This window comes from Croceicoccus esteveae, assembly GCF_031846435.1.
In the GTDB taxonomy this organism is placed as follows: Bacteria; Pseudomonadota; Alphaproteobacteria; order Sphingomonadales; family Sphingomonadaceae; genus Croceicoccus; species Croceicoccus esteveae.
The window spans coordinates 318,272-335,777 of sequence record NZ_JAVRHS010000001.1; the positions used below are offsets into that span (position 1 = coordinate 318,272).

Annotated in this window: 12 protein-coding genes; 3 read left to right on the forward strand and 9 right to left on the reverse strand. The window is 60.3% G+C overall.

Annotated features, from left to right (window positions below; all coding sequences use genetic code 11):
• Nucleotides 1–21 precede the first annotated feature (21 nt).
• The 4 genes from RM533_RS01495 to lepA all read right to left on the reverse strand — a co-directional run bounded on the left by RM533_RS01495 (nucleotide 22) and on the right by lepA (nucleotide 6,797).
• Entirely contained in the window at nucleotides 22–1,815 is a 1,794-nt protein-coding gene (locus tag RM533_RS01495; RefSeq protein WP_311339411.1) for a cation:proton antiporter domain-containing protein, read from the reverse strand.
• A 118-nt stretch (nucleotides 1,816–1,933) separates the two neighbouring features.
• Nucleotides 1,934–3,562 carry a GNAT family N-acetyltransferase gene (locus RM533_RS01500; protein WP_311339412.1) on the reverse strand — a complete coding sequence of 543 codons (1,629 nt, stop codon included), beginning with the start codon at nucleotides 3,560–3,562 and terminating at the stop codon, nucleotides 1,934–1,936.
• Between the two features lie 94 nt (nucleotides 3,563–3,656).
• Nucleotides 3,657–4,880, reverse strand: a complete 1,224-nt coding sequence (locus tag RM533_RS01505; protein ID WP_311339413.1) for an NADP-dependent isocitrate dehydrogenase — start codon at nucleotides 4,878–4,880, stop codon at nucleotides 3,657–3,659.
• Nucleotides 4,881–4,994: 114 nt separating this feature from the next.
• Complete coding sequence (gene lepA / locus RM533_RS01510) at nucleotides 4,995–6,797, reverse strand: translation elongation factor 4 (protein WP_311339414.1); 1,803 nt, start codon at nucleotides 6,795–6,797, stop codon at nucleotides 4,995–4,997.
• An 81-nt stretch (nucleotides 6,798–6,878) separates the two neighbouring features.
• Between lepA and RM533_RS01515 the strand changes: the two genes are divergently transcribed.
• Together RM533_RS01515 and RM533_RS01520 are read left to right on the forward strand one after the other, a co-directional pair.
• Entirely contained in the window at nucleotides 6,879–7,691 is an 813-nt protein-coding gene (locus RM533_RS01515) for an alpha/beta fold hydrolase (protein WP_311339415.1), read from the forward strand.
• 62 nt (nucleotides 7,692–7,753) lie between these two features.
• Entirely contained in the window at nucleotides 7,754–9,061 is a 1,308-nt protein-coding gene (locus RM533_RS01520) for an FAD-dependent oxidoreductase (RefSeq protein ID WP_311339416.1), read from the forward strand.
• 24 nt (nucleotides 9,062–9,085) lie between these two features.
• Here RM533_RS01520 and RM533_RS01525 read toward each other — a convergent pair whose 3' ends face one another.
• The 5 genes from RM533_RS01525 to sciP all read right to left on the reverse strand — a co-directional run bounded on the left by RM533_RS01525 (nucleotide 9,086) and on the right by sciP (nucleotide 16,041).
• Nucleotides 9,086–10,294, reverse strand: coding sequence for a DUF445 domain-containing protein (locus RM533_RS01525; RefSeq protein ID WP_311339417.1), 1,209 nt, complete (start codon nucleotides 10,292–10,294; stop codon nucleotides 9,086–9,088).
• An 88-nt stretch (nucleotides 10,295–10,382) separates the two neighbouring features.
• Complete coding sequence (locus RM533_RS01530) at nucleotides 10,383–13,793, reverse strand: efflux RND transporter permease subunit (protein ID WP_311339418.1); 3,411 nt, start codon at nucleotides 13,791–13,793, stop codon at nucleotides 10,383–10,385.
• A gap of 13 nt (nucleotides 13,794–13,806) precedes the next feature.
• Nucleotides 13,807–15,099 (reverse strand): efflux RND transporter periplasmic adaptor subunit, encoded by a 1,293-nt coding sequence (locus RM533_RS01535; protein WP_311339419.1) that lies wholly within the window; start codon nucleotides 15,097–15,099, stop codon nucleotides 13,807–13,809.
• 235 nt (nucleotides 15,100–15,334) lie between these two features.
• Nucleotides 15,335–15,598: a GlsB/YeaQ/YmgE family stress response membrane protein gene (locus tag RM533_RS01540; RefSeq protein WP_311339420.1), complete on the reverse strand. Its 264-nt coding sequence runs from the start codon at nucleotides 15,596–15,598 to the stop codon at nucleotides 15,335–15,337.
• Nucleotides 15,599–15,750: 152 nt separating this feature from the next.
• The gene (gene sciP / locus RM533_RS01545) at nucleotides 15,751–16,041 is read right to left on the reverse strand and encodes a CtrA inhibitor SciP (protein WP_311339421.1); all 291 of its coding nucleotides are present in this window, start codon (nucleotides 16,039–16,041) and stop codon (nucleotides 15,751–15,753) included.
• Nucleotides 16,042–16,308: 267 nt separating this feature from the next.
• On the opposite strand from sciP, the gene mnmA reads away from it, so the two are divergent.
• Nucleotides 16,309–17,502, forward strand: a complete 1,194-nt coding sequence (gene mnmA, locus RM533_RS01550; protein ID WP_311339422.1) for a tRNA 2-thiouridine(34) synthase MnmA — start codon at nucleotides 16,309–16,311, stop codon at nucleotides 17,500–17,502.
• Nucleotides 17,503–17,506 lie beyond the last annotated feature (4 nt).

A 17,506-nucleotide genomic window follows, 5' to 3' on the forward strand; every position in this document is an offset into this window, starting at 1 on the left:
AGCGTTGAGGAAGGCAGCGGCTCATGCAGTTTCTGCGAGCGCTTGCGTAGCATCCCTGTCGCTGAGTGAAGGGCGCAGCTTGGGTTTCTGTGTCAATTCGCCTTCGCGCATGATGCGCTCGCGAAATTCATCCCGCTTTTCGTGGATCGAGGCGATGACCGGACCCATGGCTACACCCATGCTTACAAGAACCGACTCCGATAATTGCAAGGAACTTTCCAACTGTTCGGGGACTGCATCGGTGGCACCAGCGCGGTAAAGTTCCGCCGCATGCGCGGAATCGCGTGCGCGGGCCAGGATAGGAATGGCGGGATGACGGTTGCGCAGCTTGCGCACCAGACGGGCGGTCAGCACCGGCTCGTCCATGGTGATGATGAATGCTGCAGCATCGCTGACATCCAGCCGGTCAAGGACCGGACCGCTGATGTCAGCAAATAGCAGCGGATGTTTGCGCGCCTGTGCCACGGCAATGTTGGTCGGGTCGCCATCTATGGCAAGAAACTTGCGGTCATGGCGCGTCATCATGTCCGCAATGAGTTGTCCGACCCGACCATACCCCAGAATGATCGCGCGATCGGGCACATGCGCTTCGACTTCGACAGGCGCCATTCCAGCGGCATCGACGCGGCGCGCCACAATCCGGCCAAGCAGTGCCAGCACCGGTGTGATTGTCAGGCCGATCGCGGTTACTATCTGCCAGAATTGCGCTGTCTGGGGCTGGATCAACTGTGCGCTTGCAGCAGCCGAAAGAACGATGAGCGTTGTCTCCGAAGGACTGGACATCATGATGCCAGTTTCGATGGACGTGCCGCGAGCAGCACCCATGAGCCGCAGCAGAAAGCCTGTGACGAAGGCCTTGAGCAACAGCACGCCGCCGACGGCAAGTCCGATGGCCGTGATATTATCAGCGATGACGGCGAGATCTACTCCCATGCCGACGGTAATCAGGAAGACTCCCAAAGCGAGCCCTTTGAAGGGAGCAGTGATCCCTTCCACCTCGGTGTGATACTCGGTTTCGGCTATCAACAATCCGGCCAGCAACGCGCCGACTATCGGTGACAGGCCAACGGCCGCAGTGGCAAGCGCCGATACGATGACCACGAGCAGGCTGGCAGCGAGGAAGAGTTCCGGGCTTTTCGTGCGTGCGGCCTGCGCGAACAGCTTTGGCAGCAGGAACCGGCCGGCAATCATCAGGACAATGATGGTCAGTGCCCCTGTCCACAAGGTCGTGACCAGGCCGTCCATGCCGCCTGCCGCTGCATAAGGCGCCATTGCCCCAAGCAGAAAGATGATCGGCACGATAGCGATGTCTTCGAACAACAGCATGGACAGCGCTGCCTTGCCAACCGGCGATCGCGTTCCGGAAATTGGCAGGACCAGGGCAGTGGACGACAGCGCCAAAGCCAGCCCCAGACCAAGAGCGCCTGTCCAGAACTGGCCCATCACCATCAGCACAAAGGCGATCAGCGCAGCAGAAAGCGCCAGTTCCAGTGCCCCAAGGCCAAACACCAGCCGGCGCATCGACCACAATCGGTTGAACGACAGTTCAAGACCAATGGTAAACAGGAGAAGGACAATGCCGAATTCCGCAAAAGGCTCCAGCCCCTTGGGATCAGTAATAGAGAAATATTGCAGCCATGGATGCTCGAATACCAGGCGGCCCAGCCCGTAAGGCCCCACTGCCATGCCAACGAGAATGAACCCGATGATCGGCGTTATGCGAAAGCGGGCGAAAACTGGGATGACAATGCCCGCTGCACCAAGGATGACAAGCGCGTCCGACAAAACGGGCGACATCTGAAGTTCACTTGCCATCTGTGAGAAGCCTTAGCTGCACGTGCAGAATTTTGCCAGCATCAAGGCAGCCGACACGACGGCAGACTGCCTGCCGGCCAGGCAACCGACACCGCCTCTGCATGGACGTCCTGAAACATCAACCGCCGCCCGGCGATCTTGGTCCCAGCGGTCTGCCACCTGATGCCTCTGCTGCTTCACCGGCATGTTGTTCCAGCGGTTTGCCGACCTTGCCAGCCCATTCGATCTGGTAAAGATCGAAGCGGCGATCGGCCAGGTTGCGCACCGTGCCTTCGGCGCGCGCCCAGGACAGATCGGCAAGGTTGACGTCGCTGATGGTCAATGTTTCCACGTTTTCCGTCGCTTCGGCGGCGATGCCATCGCGCGCGAACGGGAAATCGCATGGGGTCAGAATGCAGCTTTGCGCATATTGGATGTCCATGTTGCCGACGTTTGGCAGATTGCCGACATTGCCGCTCATGACCACGAAACACTGGTTTTCAATCGCGCGGGCCTGTGCGCAATAGCGCACGCGCATGTATCCTTGGCGGCTGTCGGTGCAGAACGGCACGAAGATGATGCGCGCGCCTTCATCGACCAACCTGCGGGCAAGTTCCGGAAATTCGCTGTCATAGCAGATGAGGACGCCGATCGGTCCGCAGTCAGTGGGGATGGCATCGATGCTGTCGCCGCCGCGAATGTTCCACCAGTAATCCTCGTTCGGGGTCGGGTGGATCTTTTCCTGTTCATGGATCGATCCGTCGCGCAGGCACACATAGGCGACATTGTGGATGTCGCCATCCTCCATGCGGGTCGGGTGCGATCCGCCGATGATGTTGATGTTGTATTCCAGCGCCATCTTCGACAGCGCCTCGCGGATTTTCGGCGTGTAGGCGGACAATACCTCGATCGCTTCGCCGGGTGACAGCTCCTGATCCGCGAAGGAGAGGAGCGGCAGGGTGAACAATTCCGGAAAGAGGATGAAGTCCGCTTCGTAATCAGCGGCAACATCAACGAAATATTCTACGCCGCGCATGAACTCGTCGTAATCCTTCACCGCGCGCGCCTGCAACTGACAGGTGGCGACGCGCACGCTTTCAACATCGCGGGGCAGGCGGAACTTCTTGGGCTGGTCACGATCGACGAAGGGGTTGCGCCATGCCATGTGCACGGCATAGGCCTTCGACTTCTTGTCCTCGGGCAGATAGCCTTTGAGAATGCCGATGGGTTCGAACCCATTGGCAAGCTGGAAGCGCAGGACAGGATCGTGCAGCTTGCCATCTTCCACCTGCTTCAGATAGTCTTCAGGCCCATCGACCTTGCGCCAGTTGCGCGCCAGATTGGGCATGCGGCCGCCGAAGGCAATGCCGGAAAGCTCAAGCCGTTCAGCCAGTGCGCGGCGTTCTTCATAAAGCCGGCGCCCGATACGGGTGCCGCGCACGGCGGGATCGACGCACATTTCATAGCCATACAGCCAGTCACCGGTCGGGTTGTGCCGGGAGCCGAAACCATTGCCGGTAATCTCGTCCCAGCTGTGTGGCTTCAACGCGACATCGCCCGCGATACGCATCGACGCGCAATAGCCGACCAGCGTTCCATCCAGCTTGGCGATGAAGCAGCCATCGGGGTAATTGTTGATCTGCCCGCGGATCTCACCAAAGGTGTAGGCGGGAAGATCGGTGTAGGCGCGCCGGATCAGGGCGGCAATCGCGCTGACATCGCCGGCCTTTGCCTGCCGCACCTCGAGACGTGCCTTGGTATTGGCCATGATCCTGCCTGCTTTCGTTATCGTGTCATGCCGAAAAGACGAACGGCACCGTTCGCGCGTGCGCCCGGTGCCGTTCAACGTGGCTTGCGAAGGATCAGGCGCCCTTCGCCATTTCCGCTTCCAGATTGCCGACAATCGCTTCAAAGAACTGTTCCGTCGTCAGCCAGTTCTGGTCCGGGCCGATCAGCAGCGCCAGATCCTTGGTCATCTGGCCGTTTTCAACCGTCTGAATGCAGACCCGTTCCAGCGTCCTGGCAAACTCCACCACCTCTGGCGTGTCGTCGAAACGGCCGCGATACATCAGCCCGCGCGTCCAGGCAAAGATCGATGCGATCGGGTTGGTGGATGTCGCCTTGCCCTGCTGGTGCTGGCGGTAATGACGCGTGACGGTGCCATGTGCGGCTTCGGCCTCGACCGTCTGGCCATCGGGCGCAAGCAGCACGGACGTCATCAGGCCGAGCGAGCCATAACCCTGCGCAACGGTATCCGACTGCACGTCGCCGTCGTAATTCTTGCAGGCCCACACGAACTTGCCGCTCCATTTGAGCGCTGAGGCGACCATGTCGTCGATCAGGCGATGTTCGTAAGTGATGTTCGCCGCCTTGAACTTTTCGGCAAAGCCTTCGGTGTCGAATACTTCCTGGAACAGATCCTTGAAGCGGCCATCATAGGCCTTGAGGATCGTGTTCTTGGTCGACAGATACACCGGCCAGCCGAGGTTCAGGCCATAATTGAAGCTGGCGCGGGCAAAATCGCGGATGGAATCGTCCAGATTGTACATCGCCATGGCGACGCCGCTGCTGGGGAACTGGAAAACTTCCTTGTCGATCACCTTGCCGTCGTCGCCTTCGAACACCAGCCGCAGCTTGCCGGGGCCGGGGATCAGCGTGTCGGTCGCCTTGTACTGATCGCCGAACGCATGGCGGCCAACGACGATGGGGTCGGTCCAGCCGGGCACCAGCCGCGGCACATTGTCGATCACGATCGGTTCACGAAACACCACGCCGCCAAGGATATTGCGGATCGTGCCATTGGGCGAGCGCCACATCTGCTTGAGACCGAATTCCTCTACCCGCTGTTCATCGGGCGTGATCGTCGCGCATTTAACGCCGACGCCATGTTCCTTGATGGCATTGGCGGCATCGATAGTAACCTGATCGTCCGTCTCATCACGATATTCGATCGACAGGTCGTAATATTTCAGGTCGATGTCGAGATAAGGCAGGATCAGCCGGTCGCGGATCCACTGCCAGATGATGCGGGTCATCTCATCGCCGTCGATCTCGACAACGGGGTTCTTTACCTTGATCTTCTGCATCGAGCCTGCCTTCTTACTGATTTTGCGGGTGCGCTGCGCCAGCGCGCGGGTTGCGCGCTTCTTAGCAAAGCGCCGATCCTGCGCAAGTGGCGCAGGGTTCGTGCAAGCTGTGACTTATTCCTCGCCCATGCGCAGCGCGGCGATGAAGGCTTCCTGCGGAATGCTGACATTGCCGTATTCACGCATCCGCTTCTTGCCTTCCTTCTGCTTTTCCAGCAGCTTTTTCTTGCGGCTGATGTCGCCGCCATAGCATTTCGCCGTCACATCCTTGCGCATCGCGCTGATCGTTTCGCGCGCGATCACCTTGGCACCGATCGCGGCCTGAATGGGGATCTTGAACATGTGCCGGGGGATCAGCTCCTTCAGCCGCTCGACCAGGCCGCGGCCGCGCATATCCGCCTGGCTCCTGTGCACGATCATGGACAGGGCATCGACCGGCTCGTTGTTGACCAGGATGTTCATCTTCACCAGATCGCCTTGGCGCAAGCCGATCTGCTGATAGTCGAAGCTGGCATAGCCCCGGCTGATGGATTTCAACCGGTCGTAAAAGTCGAACACCACTTCGTTCAGCGGCAGTTCGTAGGTGACCTGCGCGCGCCCCGCCACATAGGTCAGGTCGCGCTGGATGCCGCGCCGGTCCTGACACAGCTTCAGGATCGGCCCTAGGTATTCATCGGGCGTGTAGATCACTGCCTTGATCCACGGCTCCTCCATCGTTTCCACCCGTACCGGATCGGGCATGTCGGCAGGATTGTGCAATTCCTGCGTGGTGCCGTCCGTCATGGTCAGGCGATAGACGACAGATGGCGCGGTGGTGATGAGGTCCAGATCATATTCGCGGCTCAACCGCTCCTGGATGATTTCCAGATGGAGCAGGCCGAGAAATCCGCAACGAAAACCGAAACCCAGCGCAGCACTCGATTCCATTTCGAAGGAGAAGCTCGCGTCATTCAATCGCAGCTTGCCGATCGATTCGCGCAGCTTGTCGAAATCGGCCGCATCGACAGGGAACAACCCGCAGAACACCACCGGCTGCACTTCCTTGTAGCCGGGCAGCGCCTTGGTCGCGCCGCCTTTCACCGTGGTGATGGTGTCGCCGACCTTCGCCTGTTCCACTTCCTTGATCTGCGCGGTGATGAAGCCGATCTCGCCGGGACCAAGTTCGGCAAGCTGTTCGATCTTGGGCCGCATGCAGCCGACCCGGTCGACCAGATGCTCGGTCTGCCCTTGCATGAACTTGATGTTCAAGCCCTTCTTCAGCACGCCCTGCATGACACGCACCAGGATGACCACGCCGAGGTAGGGGTCGTACCAGCTGTCGACCAGCATCGCCTGCAACGCAGCGTCGCGCTCGCCCACAGGCGGCGGGATGCGGGCGACGATCGCCTCCAGCACATCCTCGATGCCGATGCCGGATTTCGCGCTGGTCATTACCGCATTGCTGGCATCAATGCCGATGATATCCTCGATTTCGGTGCGGACCTTTTCCGGCTCGGCGGCGGGCAGGTCGATCTTGTTGATGACGGGCACGATTTCATGGTCATGCTCGATCGACTGGTAAACGTTGGCAAGCGTCTGCGCTTCCACCCCTTGCGCCGCATCGACCACCAGCAGCGCACCTTCGCAGGCGGCTAGGCTGCGCGACACTTCATAGGCGAAATCGACGTGGCCGGGCGTGTCCATGAGGTTGAGCTCATAGGTCTTGCCATCCTTGGCGGTGTAATCGAGGCGCACCGTCTGCGCCTTGATGGTGATGCCGCGTTCCTTCTCAATGTCCATATTGTCCAGCACCTGCTGGCTCATTTCGCGTTCGCTCAACCCGCCCGTTGTCTGGATCAGGCGGTCGGCAAGCGTCGATTTGCCATGGTCGATATGCGCGATGATGGAAAAATTGCGGATCAGCGAGAGTTCGGTCATTTGCCGCCCTTAGCTGCGCCTGTGCATTATGTCAGCAACAAGTGCTGTGCGCCGCCTTTTGATGATGCTAGCTGCGGGCAAATGCACTTTACCTCCAGCATTATCGTCGCAGCCGGACTGCGCTTCAACGTGGTGACCGCCGGCATGGCCGGTTCGGGTGCCCCGCCGCTTCTCATGCTGAATGGCATTGGTTTTGGTGCAGGCATGCTGGAACGGCTTGCTGCTGCGCTGCCGGGGCGGCAGATCGTGTGCCCCGACATGCCCGGCTGCGGCGGCTCGCCCGGTCCCAAGGTGCCTTATCTGATGCCCTGCATGGCAAAGGCTGTGCTGGACATCATGGAGCGGTTGCATCCGGGCGCGCCGTTCGATTGTTTCGGATTTTCCTGGGGAGGCGCGCTTGCCCAGCAGATCGCGGTTCAGGCACAGTCCCGGGTAGCCCGGCTGCTGCTGATCGCAACCACTTCGGGCATTCCGCTTCCGGTCGGTGATCCGGCCATCTTTGCGCGGCTGCTGGACGTGCGGGAATATGCCGACGCATCCCGGATGCGAGACGCCTTTGCTGCAATGATGCGCGAAGGCGGAGCCAGCGCAGGCCTTCTTCAGCAATTTCAGACACCCGATCCGACGGGTGTGGCAGCCCAGCTGGGCGCCATTTCGGGGTGGAGCGTTGCTGCCCTGTTGCCATTTGTGCGTGTGCCCGTCCTGCTGATCGGCATGGCAGACGACCCGGTTGTGCCGATCGCACATCAACGCGCCTTGTCCTGCCTCATCCCGCAGGCCCGCACCATGGAACTGCGCAACGGAGGTCATCTGGTGCCGCTTGCGTCCCCGGCGCGGATCACGCAGCGTATCCTTGCGTTTCTGAACGATGGCAAGGCAGAAGCGGCCGCCTGAACCTCTTTTCTTTTTGCATCAGCAAGGTAGCATTCCAGGTTCGCTATACAAGAGGATTGCACATGCGCCACATCGCCATCATCGGTTCCGGTCCGGCCGGCTATTACACTGCCGAGGCGGCGTTGAAGCATTGGGGTGATGCTGTGCGCATCGATGTGTTCGACCGGCTGCCGGTTCCCTATGGCCTAATTCGCGCCGGGGTCGCGCCCGATCACCAGACGATAAAACATGTCGCATCCCGATATGAAAAGACCGCAATGACAGGAAATGTGCGGTTTGTCGGCCATATCGACGTGGGTAAAGACGTAACGGTTGCGGAACTGCAGGAGCTTTACCACGCTGTCGTGCTTGCCACCGGCGCACCGCATGACCGTCCGCTCACCATTCCCGGCAGTGACCTTGCCGGGGTATATGGCAGCGCGCAATTTGTCGGCTGGTACAACGGTCACCCGCAATTTGCAGGGCTGAAGCCCGATCTTTCGAGCAAAACGGCTGTCCTCATCGGCAATGGCAATGTCGCGCTCGACATTGCCCGCATTCTGGCAAAGACGCGTGAGGAGTTCACCGGCTCCGACATTATCGCCAGCGCGCTTGACCAGCTTGCGTCCTCGGCGCTTGACCGGATCGTGCTGCTGGGTCGCCGCGGGCCGCATCAGATTGCCATGACCCCCAAGGAGCTTGGGGAACTTGGCAGACTAGAACGCGCGGTCCCGATTGTAACTCCGGCTGATCTTCCGCCGCAGGAGGAGGACGATGCGCTTGAGCCCGGGCAACGCAAATCGGTGGCCCTGCTGCGGGAGTTTGCATCCGCCCGCAACGACAGCAACAAGCCTGTCAAAATCGAGTTCAATTTCTTTTCCGCTCCTGTCCAGTTGATTGGCGATGATCGGGTTGAAGCAGTGGAGGTGGAGCGTACGCGGCTGGACGGCGGCCGCGCGGTCGGCACTGGCGAGGTCACTTCCATCCCTTGCGGCCTGGTGGTCTCCGCCATCGGTTATCGCAGCATGCGAATCGCGGGCGTCCCGTTTGACGATCGGCTGGGGCGTATCGCCAACGAAGACGGCCGCGTGGCGCCCGGCCTCTACTGTGTGGGCTGGGCAAGGCGGGGTCCGACCGGAACGATTGGCACCAACAAGCCGGATGGGTTTGGCATCGTGAAGCAGATCGCGGCAGATCTTGACAATGTGGCGGCTAAGGAAGGGCGGGAAGGCTTCGACCGGTTGGTCGCCGAACGCGCGCTGAACATTGTCACGTTCAAAGACTGGAAGCGGATCGAGGAAGCCGAGAAAACAGCGGCAAGATCAGGGTCTCCGCGTGAAAAATTCACCGATGTCGATGACATGATCCGTGCTGTTCAGGCTCAGAAATAGCTACGGGCACCAGATAGGTGGTGCTCAGAACACCAGCAGCTCCAGACCATGGATGCACAGGCCGACGAGACCGCCAACCAGCGTGCCATTGATCCTTATGAACTGCAGATCTCTTCCAACCGCACCTTCGACGCGATCGGTGATGGTCGTCGCATCCCAGCGTCTGACCGTCTGCGATACCAGCTGAACCAGTTGATTCCCGTAGCGTGACGTCACGGCGACTGCGCTGCGCCTGAAAAATCTGTTGATCTGGGTTTGCAGCGCCTGATCACGACGCAGGGCTTCACCCAGTTCGGCAAGGCTATGACCAAGATGGTCCGAAAGGCCGTCAGGGTTGCGCGCCGTATCGATCATGGAGCGGCGCAACCGTTCCCATACGCCCTGCCACCAATCGCCGACGGCAGGATTGGCAAGCAGATCGTTTTTCATCCCCTCGACCCGCTCCTGCAGCGCTGGATCATTGCGCAGCCTGTCAGCCAGGCTTTCCAGCCCCTCCTGCACGCGCAACCGCATTGGATGCGCAGGGTCAACCAGCATTTCAGCCAGCATCCGGTAAAGACCGTTTACTACGGAATTGGCAAGCTTCTCATCGAGACCAGTCCACCGGAGCACGGCATTGGTGCGGGCATGGATCATCTGGCGGAGCAAATCCTCGTTCTGCTCCAGCGTGTTGCCGGCCCAGCGAATCATCGTCTCCATCAAGGGGATGTGCCGCCTGTCGGCAATGAAGGCAGCCAGCAGACCGCCAAGTGCGGGCGCGATGGCGATCTTCTCCAGCTGATGCCGCAACCCGGCCTTCACCTGCGCGCCGAGCCGGTCAGGATCAAGCGATTCCAGGATTTCAGCAACCAGGTTCATGACCCCTGTGCGCAGTTGCGACGTAGCCACCCGGCCCGGCTGCACCAGAAAATCGCCGATGGCTTGCGCCAGATTGATCCCGCCCATGCGGCGCGCGACGACCTGGGGGATCAGGAAATTTGTCTTCAGGAACTGCGCAAGCGTATCGGCAATGCGATCCTTGTTGTTGGGGATGATCGCAGTGTGCGGAATGGCAATGCCGAGTGGATGACGGAACAATGCTGTAACGGCAAACCAGTCCGCAAGCGCGCCGATCATCGCCGCCTCGCTGAACGCCCGGATAAAACCGATCGCAGCATGACCACCTTCATAGCTGCGCGAGACGACAAACACGACAGCCATGATAATCAGCAGGCCGGTGGCAATTGCGCGCATCCTGCGTCCCGGATCGTTGCCCGGCTGTGTTGCGACGCCGTGGCGTAATGAAGCTTGCGTAATCAAGGCTGCGGCTGTGCTTAGATGTTCATTCGGCCGGCTGGACCGGTATCTGGGGAGGCACAGGAGCGGTGTCGTCGCCCGGACGGTAGGTGAGGAAGCGACGCCGCATGATCGGACCGATCCGCTTTTCGAAACCATCGGCAAGGCTGAAGCCTGCAGGCACGATCACCAGCGTCAGAAGTGTGGACAGGAGCAGCCCGCCAATTACCACCACGCCCATTGGCTGACGCCAGGCGCCGTCGCCTGACAGGGACAGGGCCGTCGGCACCATGCCGGCTGCCATGGCCACGGTCGTCATCACGATCGGCTGCGCCCGCTTGTGGCCTGCGTCAATGATGGCGATGCTTTTGGCAACGCCACTGTCCATCTCCTCAAGCGCGAAATCGATGAGAAGAATGGAGTTTTTGGCAACAATGCCAAGCAGCATGAGCACACCGATATAGACCGGCATCGAGACCGGCTCGCCCAGCGCCACCAGCGCAAGCAATCCGCCCAGAGGAGCCAGCAGCAGCGACGTCATGTTAACCAGGGGCGAAACGATCCGCTTGTACAGCAGCACCAGCACGGCAAAGACGAGGAGAATTCCTGTTACCACCGCGATGGTGAAGTTTTCGATCAACTCCACCTGGAATTGTTCGTCGCCCACCGGCGGTGTCGAGATGCCGGTCGGCAGGTTCTGCATGATGGGCAGGTTCTTGATTTGCTCCATTACCGGGCCTGACACCTGATCTTCGGCAAGATCGGCACCCACCAGCACGCGCCGCGACTGGTTATAACGCTGGATCTGGGTTGGTCCGGCACCAAAGCTGATCTCCGCCACCCGGTTGAGGGGAACCGAACCGCCGCTTTGTGTCGGCACCGGCAAGTTTTCGATGATCGAGAAATCCTGCCGCGAGCTTTTGGGCAGGACCACGCGAATGGGCACCTGCCGGTCAGACAGCGAGAACTTTGCAGCGTTCTGATCGATCTCGCCGATGGTTGCGATGCGCACCGCCTGACTGAGCGATGCAGTCGTCACACCAAGCTGAGCGGCAAGGTCAAAGCGCGGAGTGATGATCAGCTCGGGGCGCTGCAGGTCCGCCTCCAGCCGGGGCGCGACCAGCGTGTCCAGCCCGCGCATCTGTTCGACCAGCGTCTGCGCTGTTGCCTCAAGCTCTTCAGGATCCGAGCCGGCCAGCATGATCGACAAGTCGCGTCCCGACCCGAACCCGCCTGCCTGCGAGGCAAAGCTCACTCTGGCGTCGGCGACATTCTGAAGAGCCGGAGAGAGGCGGCGTTCAAACTCGACACTGGTTGCTGCCCGCTCCTCCGCCGGCACCAGCGTCACGAACAATGTTGCCGAACCTTCACGCACGCGTTCGAGCACGCGCAGCACTTCAGGTGCGCCTTCGACGATTGCGGTCACCTGGTCGGCGACCTGCTCTGTCTGGTCGATCGTGGTGCCAGGGGTCATCTCGATGTTGACCCTGCTGTTATCCTCGTTTGACGAAGGCTGGAACTGCTGCGGCAGAACGCCGAACAGCGCCACGGTAACCACCAGGGCAGTCAGCCCGATATAGAAAGCCCATAATCTGTGGTCGCGCAAACGGGCCTGCGTGCGATGGCCGAAGGAACGCGCCCGCGCCACAACGCCGCTCAGGCTGCCGTCGCGCAGGAAACTGGCAATTGCCGCAATAACAAGGATGATCGCGAAAAATGCGCCGGCAGCCGCTCCACCTGCAAGTGCGGCATTGATGATGGCCGCGCCTGCTTCTTCCCAGCCGGAAAAGGCTATGGTGATAACTAGGCCGTAAACAAATATGGTGATGCCGAGTACAAGCGGTGGAACCAGAAGGGCAAGCGCAGAAGGGCGCCTTTGCTTGAAAGCCTCTGCATCCTCCGACTTCAGCATGAAGCGGAGCAGGGCCATGTATATGTCCATCGCGCGGCCCTCGCCATGTTCGGCATTGCCTTTCGCCCTGAGGAAATAGGCCGCAATCATGGGCGTGATCATCCGCGCCACGGCAAGGCTCATCAATACCGCGGCGACAACCGTCAGCCCGAAGTTCTTGAAGAACTGGCCGCTGATGCCCGGCATCAGGCCAACGGGCAGGAACACCGCCACGATCGACATGGTCGTTGCGACCACGGCAAGACCGATCTCGTCCGCAGCGTCAATCGAGGCCTGATATGCAGTCTTGCCCATGCGCATGTGCCGCACGATGTTCTCGATCTCGACGATTGCATCATCGACCAGCACGCCGGCTACCAGGCTGAGCGCCAGGAGCGAAAAGGTGTTCAGCGTGAAGCCGAGCAGATCCATGAACCAGAAAGTCGGGATGGCAGAAAGCGGAATGGCAATGGCGCTGATCAGCGTTGCACGCCAGTCGCGCAGGAAGAAGAACACGACCACCACGGCCAGCAGCGCACCCTCGACCAGCGCAACGATGGAGGTATGATACTGCTCCTTGGTATAATCGACCGTCGTGAACAATTCGGTGAAATGAATGCCGCGGTTTTCTTGCTCGATTGCCGCCAGCTCTTCTACCGCACCGTCATAGACCGACACGTCAGATTCGCCCTTTGCGCGTTCCATGCTGAACGTCACGACTTGCCGGCCGCGCAGTTTGGCAATGGAGCTTTGCTCCGAGAAGCTGTCGGAAACATCGGCGATGTCGCGCAGCCGGACAATGCGTCCGCCTGCCAGATTGATGCGCGTTTCGCCAAGGTCGAACGCTGTTTCCGCGTTTCCGAGAATACGGACGGACTGACGCGATCCTGCAATTTCTGCTTGCCCGCCAGCGGCATCGGTGTTCACCTGCCGCAGCGCGGCGTTCACTTGTGCAGCGGTGATACCATAAGCCTGCATGCGCGCAGGATCGAGTACCACCCGGATTTCGCGGTCTACTCCGCCAGCCCTGCTGACCGCCGCCATCCCTTCGATCGACAGCAGCCGCCGCGCGACGGTGTCGTCGACAAACCAGCTCAGCTCCTCCATCGTCATATCTTCGGCGCTGACCGCGTAATAGGCGATCGGTCCGCCGCCACCGATGTCCACCTTGGTAATACGCGGCTCCAGGATGCCGTCGGGCAGATCGCCCCTGACCTGGTCGATGGCGTTCGACACTTCGTTCACCGCATTATTGGCATCGACGCCAATCTGGAACTGAACGAATGTGTTGCTGCTGCCTTCGCTGGCGGTGGAGCGGATCTCGTCGACCCCGTTGATGGAGCGGACGGCCGCTTCGACCTTCTGCGTGATCTGATTGGTGATTTCCGTCGGCGAAGCACCTGGCTGGCTTACGCTGACGTTGACACCAGGAAAGTCGATGTCCGGCGAATTGTTGATGTCCAGCGTGTTGAAAGACAGAATACCGGCGAACAAAAGGGCCGCGAAAAACACGATGGGAACGATCGGGTTGCGGATCGACCAGGCAGAAATGTTGTTGAAGTTCAAAAGTCCGGTCCCGTCAATCAGCTCTGGCAGGCCGCGAAGTGACCTGATCGCCCTCGCTCAGAAACCCGCCGGCACGCAGGACGACGCGTTCATTGCCGGCAAGACCCGAGGCAATCACGATCCCGTCGCTGGTCACCAGCCCAGTTTTTATCGGGCGCCGGACCACGCGATCGTCGGGATTGACGACGAAAACGAAGCTGCCATTGGCATCGGACTGTATCGCCGATTCAGGAAGGACCGGCGCGGACACGGTACCCGATTGCAACGTGGTGGTCGCAAAGCCGCCCGGGCGCAACGCCTCGTCGTAGGAAAGCGCGATCCGGGCAGTGCCCTGCCGGCTTTGCTCGTCAATCGTGGGTGCGATTTGCCAAACCTGCCCAACAAAGCTGCGATCGGTTCCGACCGGCTGCACAGCGGCGTTGGCGCCGACGCTGATGCGCGACAGATCTGCTTCGCTGATCTGCGCAGACAATTGCATTTCTCCGCCTTTGGCCAAGGTGAACAATTGGGTTCCCGCGCCAACGACCTGACCGGGGTCAACGCTGCGTTCCAGCACCAGCCCTGCAGCAGGCGCAACGATGTTCAGCCGGGCATTGCGAGCACGCAATTCGCCTGTTTGAGCCTCGGCAACACGCACCCGCGCACGTGCAGCGTCCCGTGTTGCGGTAAGACGGTCAACGTCGGCCTGGCTGATGAATCCGCGATCGACAAGCTGCAATGCACGGTCCAGATTGGACTGCGCCAGCTGCAGGTCGGACTGGTTCACCGCCACCTGCGCCGATTGCGCCTGAAGCTGGCGCGACTGAACAGATCTGTCGATTACCGCAAGAACCTGGCCCTGGCGAACCCAGTCACCTTCATCGACAAGGACGGTCTGCACTGCGCCTCCTTCTCCGACGGAGCCAACCGGAATGGGCCGGCGGGCGGACAAGGTGCCTGATGCGGTGATGCGCCCCTGAACAGTGCTGCGGCCCGGAACGATGGTCGATACCGCAGGGATCTGGTTATCAGCGGCGTCGGCACCTTCGGCCAGCGTCACGCTGTCGTCGCTGCCAAGAAAATAGGCCGCTACAACCAGCAGGACAAGCAGAACGGCCGCGCTGATGATGATGAGGCGGCGCTTGCCGGAACGCGCAATGTCGCTTTCTCCGTTTAACGCTTCATCTGCAGCGCCACCATGCTGCGCATCGCGGCTCTCCGGCTGGCGCGCCAATCCATGTGTGGTTTTAAGTGACAGAGGGGTGGTAGTGCCGGAGTCGGTAACCGAGTCGGTTCGGTCAACCCCGACCGGAGAATTGTAATTCATGATCCTGACCGCCAGTATTGCCTATAGACGGGCGGACTGCGCCTGCGTCCCGAAGCCGTTTCAGACCCCCCGGTTTCAGATTGTCCGGAGCCGGTATTCGATTATCATAGCGCGCCAAGGAAGAAAAGCAAAGCACCGTCACCATCACTCTTGATGAGCGTAGCAGTGCGACGAACATCGGGATGAACGGCAGGCCTGCTGCCGGCGGCAACGCTGCCGCCGACAGCTGAATACTTCAGCGAGCCCGTCCGCGCTGGATAAGATTGACAATCGCCAGCAGGACGACCGCGCCGATGAACGACATCAGCAACCCAACTGGATCAAGGCTGGTCAAAGTGCTTCCTGCGCCAACCAGGCCGCCAATGATCCGGCCAAGAAAAGAGCCTACAATACCCACCACTATGTTCCAGAATATTCCCATGGAAGCGTCGCGGCGCATAACTATACTGGCGAGCCAGCCTATTATACCGCCAACAATAATTGCAATGATCCAGCTCATGTTTGTTCTCCTCAGTTCCGGTCATCAACGCAACAAAGGTTTACCCGTTCCGCAGCAATGATGAAGTTTTAATTCGGCGTATCAGCACGGCTGCCCTGGCGGCGCTGTTCCCAGGAGGTCTGCGGAACATTTCGTGCTGGAGGCATATCATGTCAGTACCTTGCCTTGCGGTTGCGGTAGTCCTGTATCTTGGTCACGCGTAATGCTTCGAGCCCAACTTGGCGGATCGCATCGTGCCAGGTCTGGTATTCCTCGATGCTCAACCCGTAGCGGGCACATGCTTCGTCGATGCTGAGCAGGCCGCCATTTACAGCTGCCACCACCTCTGCCTTGCGTCGCGCCACCCAGCGTCTGGTGTTGGGCGACGGCAGGTCGGCCATCGTCAGCGGTTCCCCTAAAGGGCCGATCACTACTGCTGGCCTGATGTTCCGGTTTTCGATCATTGCGCCCTCGACACATGGGCGCAAGCAGATGCTACGCCACATGATCACAAATGATGTCGGGCCTGACTGCCGGGCTGACCCGCCTTCGCGGTTTGCCCGGAGTGTCGTGCACCGCCATCGCATCGCATGGGGTTTGCGGCAAAACACTTAGCATCAGGTAAAAGGCATGCCGGTAATACGCATTTGTTCCTCCATTACAAAAAACGGAGCCTTGGCGACAGCAATAGCGGTTTTGCCGGCGCTGCAAAAAGTGTAACGGGTCTCTGCATGGCCACATCCCCTGCACACAGCCTGCTCATGGCAGGCACAGACGCCGCCGACCTGTTCCAGCTTGAGCATCCTGTCTCTGCCCGCAGGATTGTCGTTGCCATGTCAGGCGGCGTCGACAGTTCGGTGGTCGCAGCGCTGGCGGCGGCAAGCGGCGCGGAGGTGATCGGCATCACCCTGCAGCTTTACGACCATGGCGAAGCGACGAAGCGCAAAGGCGCCTGCTGCGCCGGTGATGACATTCGCGATGCGCGTGCGGTGGCTGACCGGCTCGGGATTGCACATTATGTTTTCGATCACGAAAGCGCCTTTCGCGACGAGGTCGTCGACCGCTTTGCCGACGAATACCTCGCCGGGCGCACGCCGATCCCTTGTATCCGTTGCAATATCGGCCCCAAGTTCACTGATCTTTTCACAATGGCGCGCGATCTTGGCGCTGATTGCCTTGCGACCGGTCATTACGTCCGCCGGGTCGCGCTCGCGGACGAGCGCGACCCGGCGGACCATGGCAGCGGCGGAGCGCTCTTGCATCGCGCGGTCGATCTTGCGCGTGATCAGAGCTATTTTCTTTTTGCCACCACGTCGCGTCAACTCGACTTCCTGCGCTTTCCGCTTGGCGGTCTGCCCAAGCGGCAGGTGCGCGAAATTGCAGCATCCCTCGGACTTGGCGTCGCGGCCAAGCCGGACAGCCAGGACATCTGCTTTGTTCCAGATGGCGATTATGCATCGCTGGTGAAACGCCTGCGACCGCAGGCGCAGGAAGGTGGCGAGATCGTGCATGAGGTAACAGGAGAGGTGCTTGGCCGGCACCAGGGGATCATCCACTTTACCGTTGGCCAGCGGCGCGGGCTGGATATCGGCGGGCAGGAACAGCCGCTCTACGTCATCCGCATCGATGCCGAAACGCGGCGCGTGCTGGTCGGGCCAAGACGGCTGCTGGCGGTCGATGCCGCCATGGTCATCGACACCAACTGGATTGGGGCTGTTCCTGCAGGCGGACTGACCGCCAAGGTCCGGTCGATGGCGCGGCCTGTCCCGGTAGCCATTGAGGGTGATCCGATTGACGGTGGCACAGTGACGCTGCGGTTCGCAGTTCCTGAATATGGCGTTTCACCAGGGCAGGCAGCGGTGCTGTACCATCTGGATCGGGTGGTCGGCGGCGGCTGGATAGAAGAAACGCAGCGCGCCGCCTGACCGA

What these genes read in the sequence shown, in the direction of transcription:
- sciP (WP_311339421.1), bottom strand. Translation starts at nt 16,041, where the DNA reads ATGATCGAAAACCGGAACATCAGGCCAGCAGTAGTGATCGGCCCTTTA.
- RM533_RS01495 (WP_311339411.1), bottom strand. Translation starts at nt 1,815, where the DNA reads ATGGCAAGTGAACTTCAGATGTCGCCCGTTTTGTCGGACGCGCTTGTC.
- RM533_RS01515 (WP_311339415.1), top strand. Translation starts at nt 6,879, where the DNA reads ATGCACTTTACCTCCAGCATTATCGTCGCAGCCGGACTGCGCTTCAAC.
- RM533_RS01520 (WP_311339416.1), top strand. Translation starts at nt 7,754, where the DNA reads ATGCGCCACATCGCCATCATCGGTTCCGGTCCGGCCGGCTATTACACT.
- mnmA (WP_311339422.1), top strand. Translation starts at nt 16,309, where the DNA reads ATGGCCACATCCCCTGCACACAGCCTGCTCATGGCAGGCACAGACGCC.
- RM533_RS01540 (WP_311339420.1), bottom strand. Translation starts at nt 15,598, where the DNA reads ATGAGCTGGATCATTGCAATTATTGTTGGCGGTATAATAGGCTGGCTC.
- lepA (WP_311339414.1), bottom strand. Translation starts at nt 6,797, where the DNA reads ATGACCGAACTCTCGCTGATCCGCAATTTTTCCATCATCGCGCATATC.
- RM533_RS01500 (WP_311339412.1), bottom strand. Translation starts at nt 3,562, where the DNA reads ATGGCCAATACCAAGGCACGTCTCGAGGTGCGGCAGGCAAAGGCCGGC.
- RM533_RS01535 (WP_311339419.1), bottom strand. Translation starts at nt 15,099, where the DNA reads ATGAATTACAATTCTCCGGTCGGGGTTGACCGAACCGACTCGGTTACC.
- RM533_RS01525 (WP_311339417.1), bottom strand. Translation starts at nt 10,294, where the DNA reads ATGCGCGCAATTGCCACCGGCCTGCTGATTATCATGGCTGTCGTGTTT.
- RM533_RS01505 (WP_311339413.1), bottom strand. Translation starts at nt 4,880, where the DNA reads ATGCAGAAGATCAAGGTAAAGAACCCCGTTGTCGAGATCGACGGCGAT.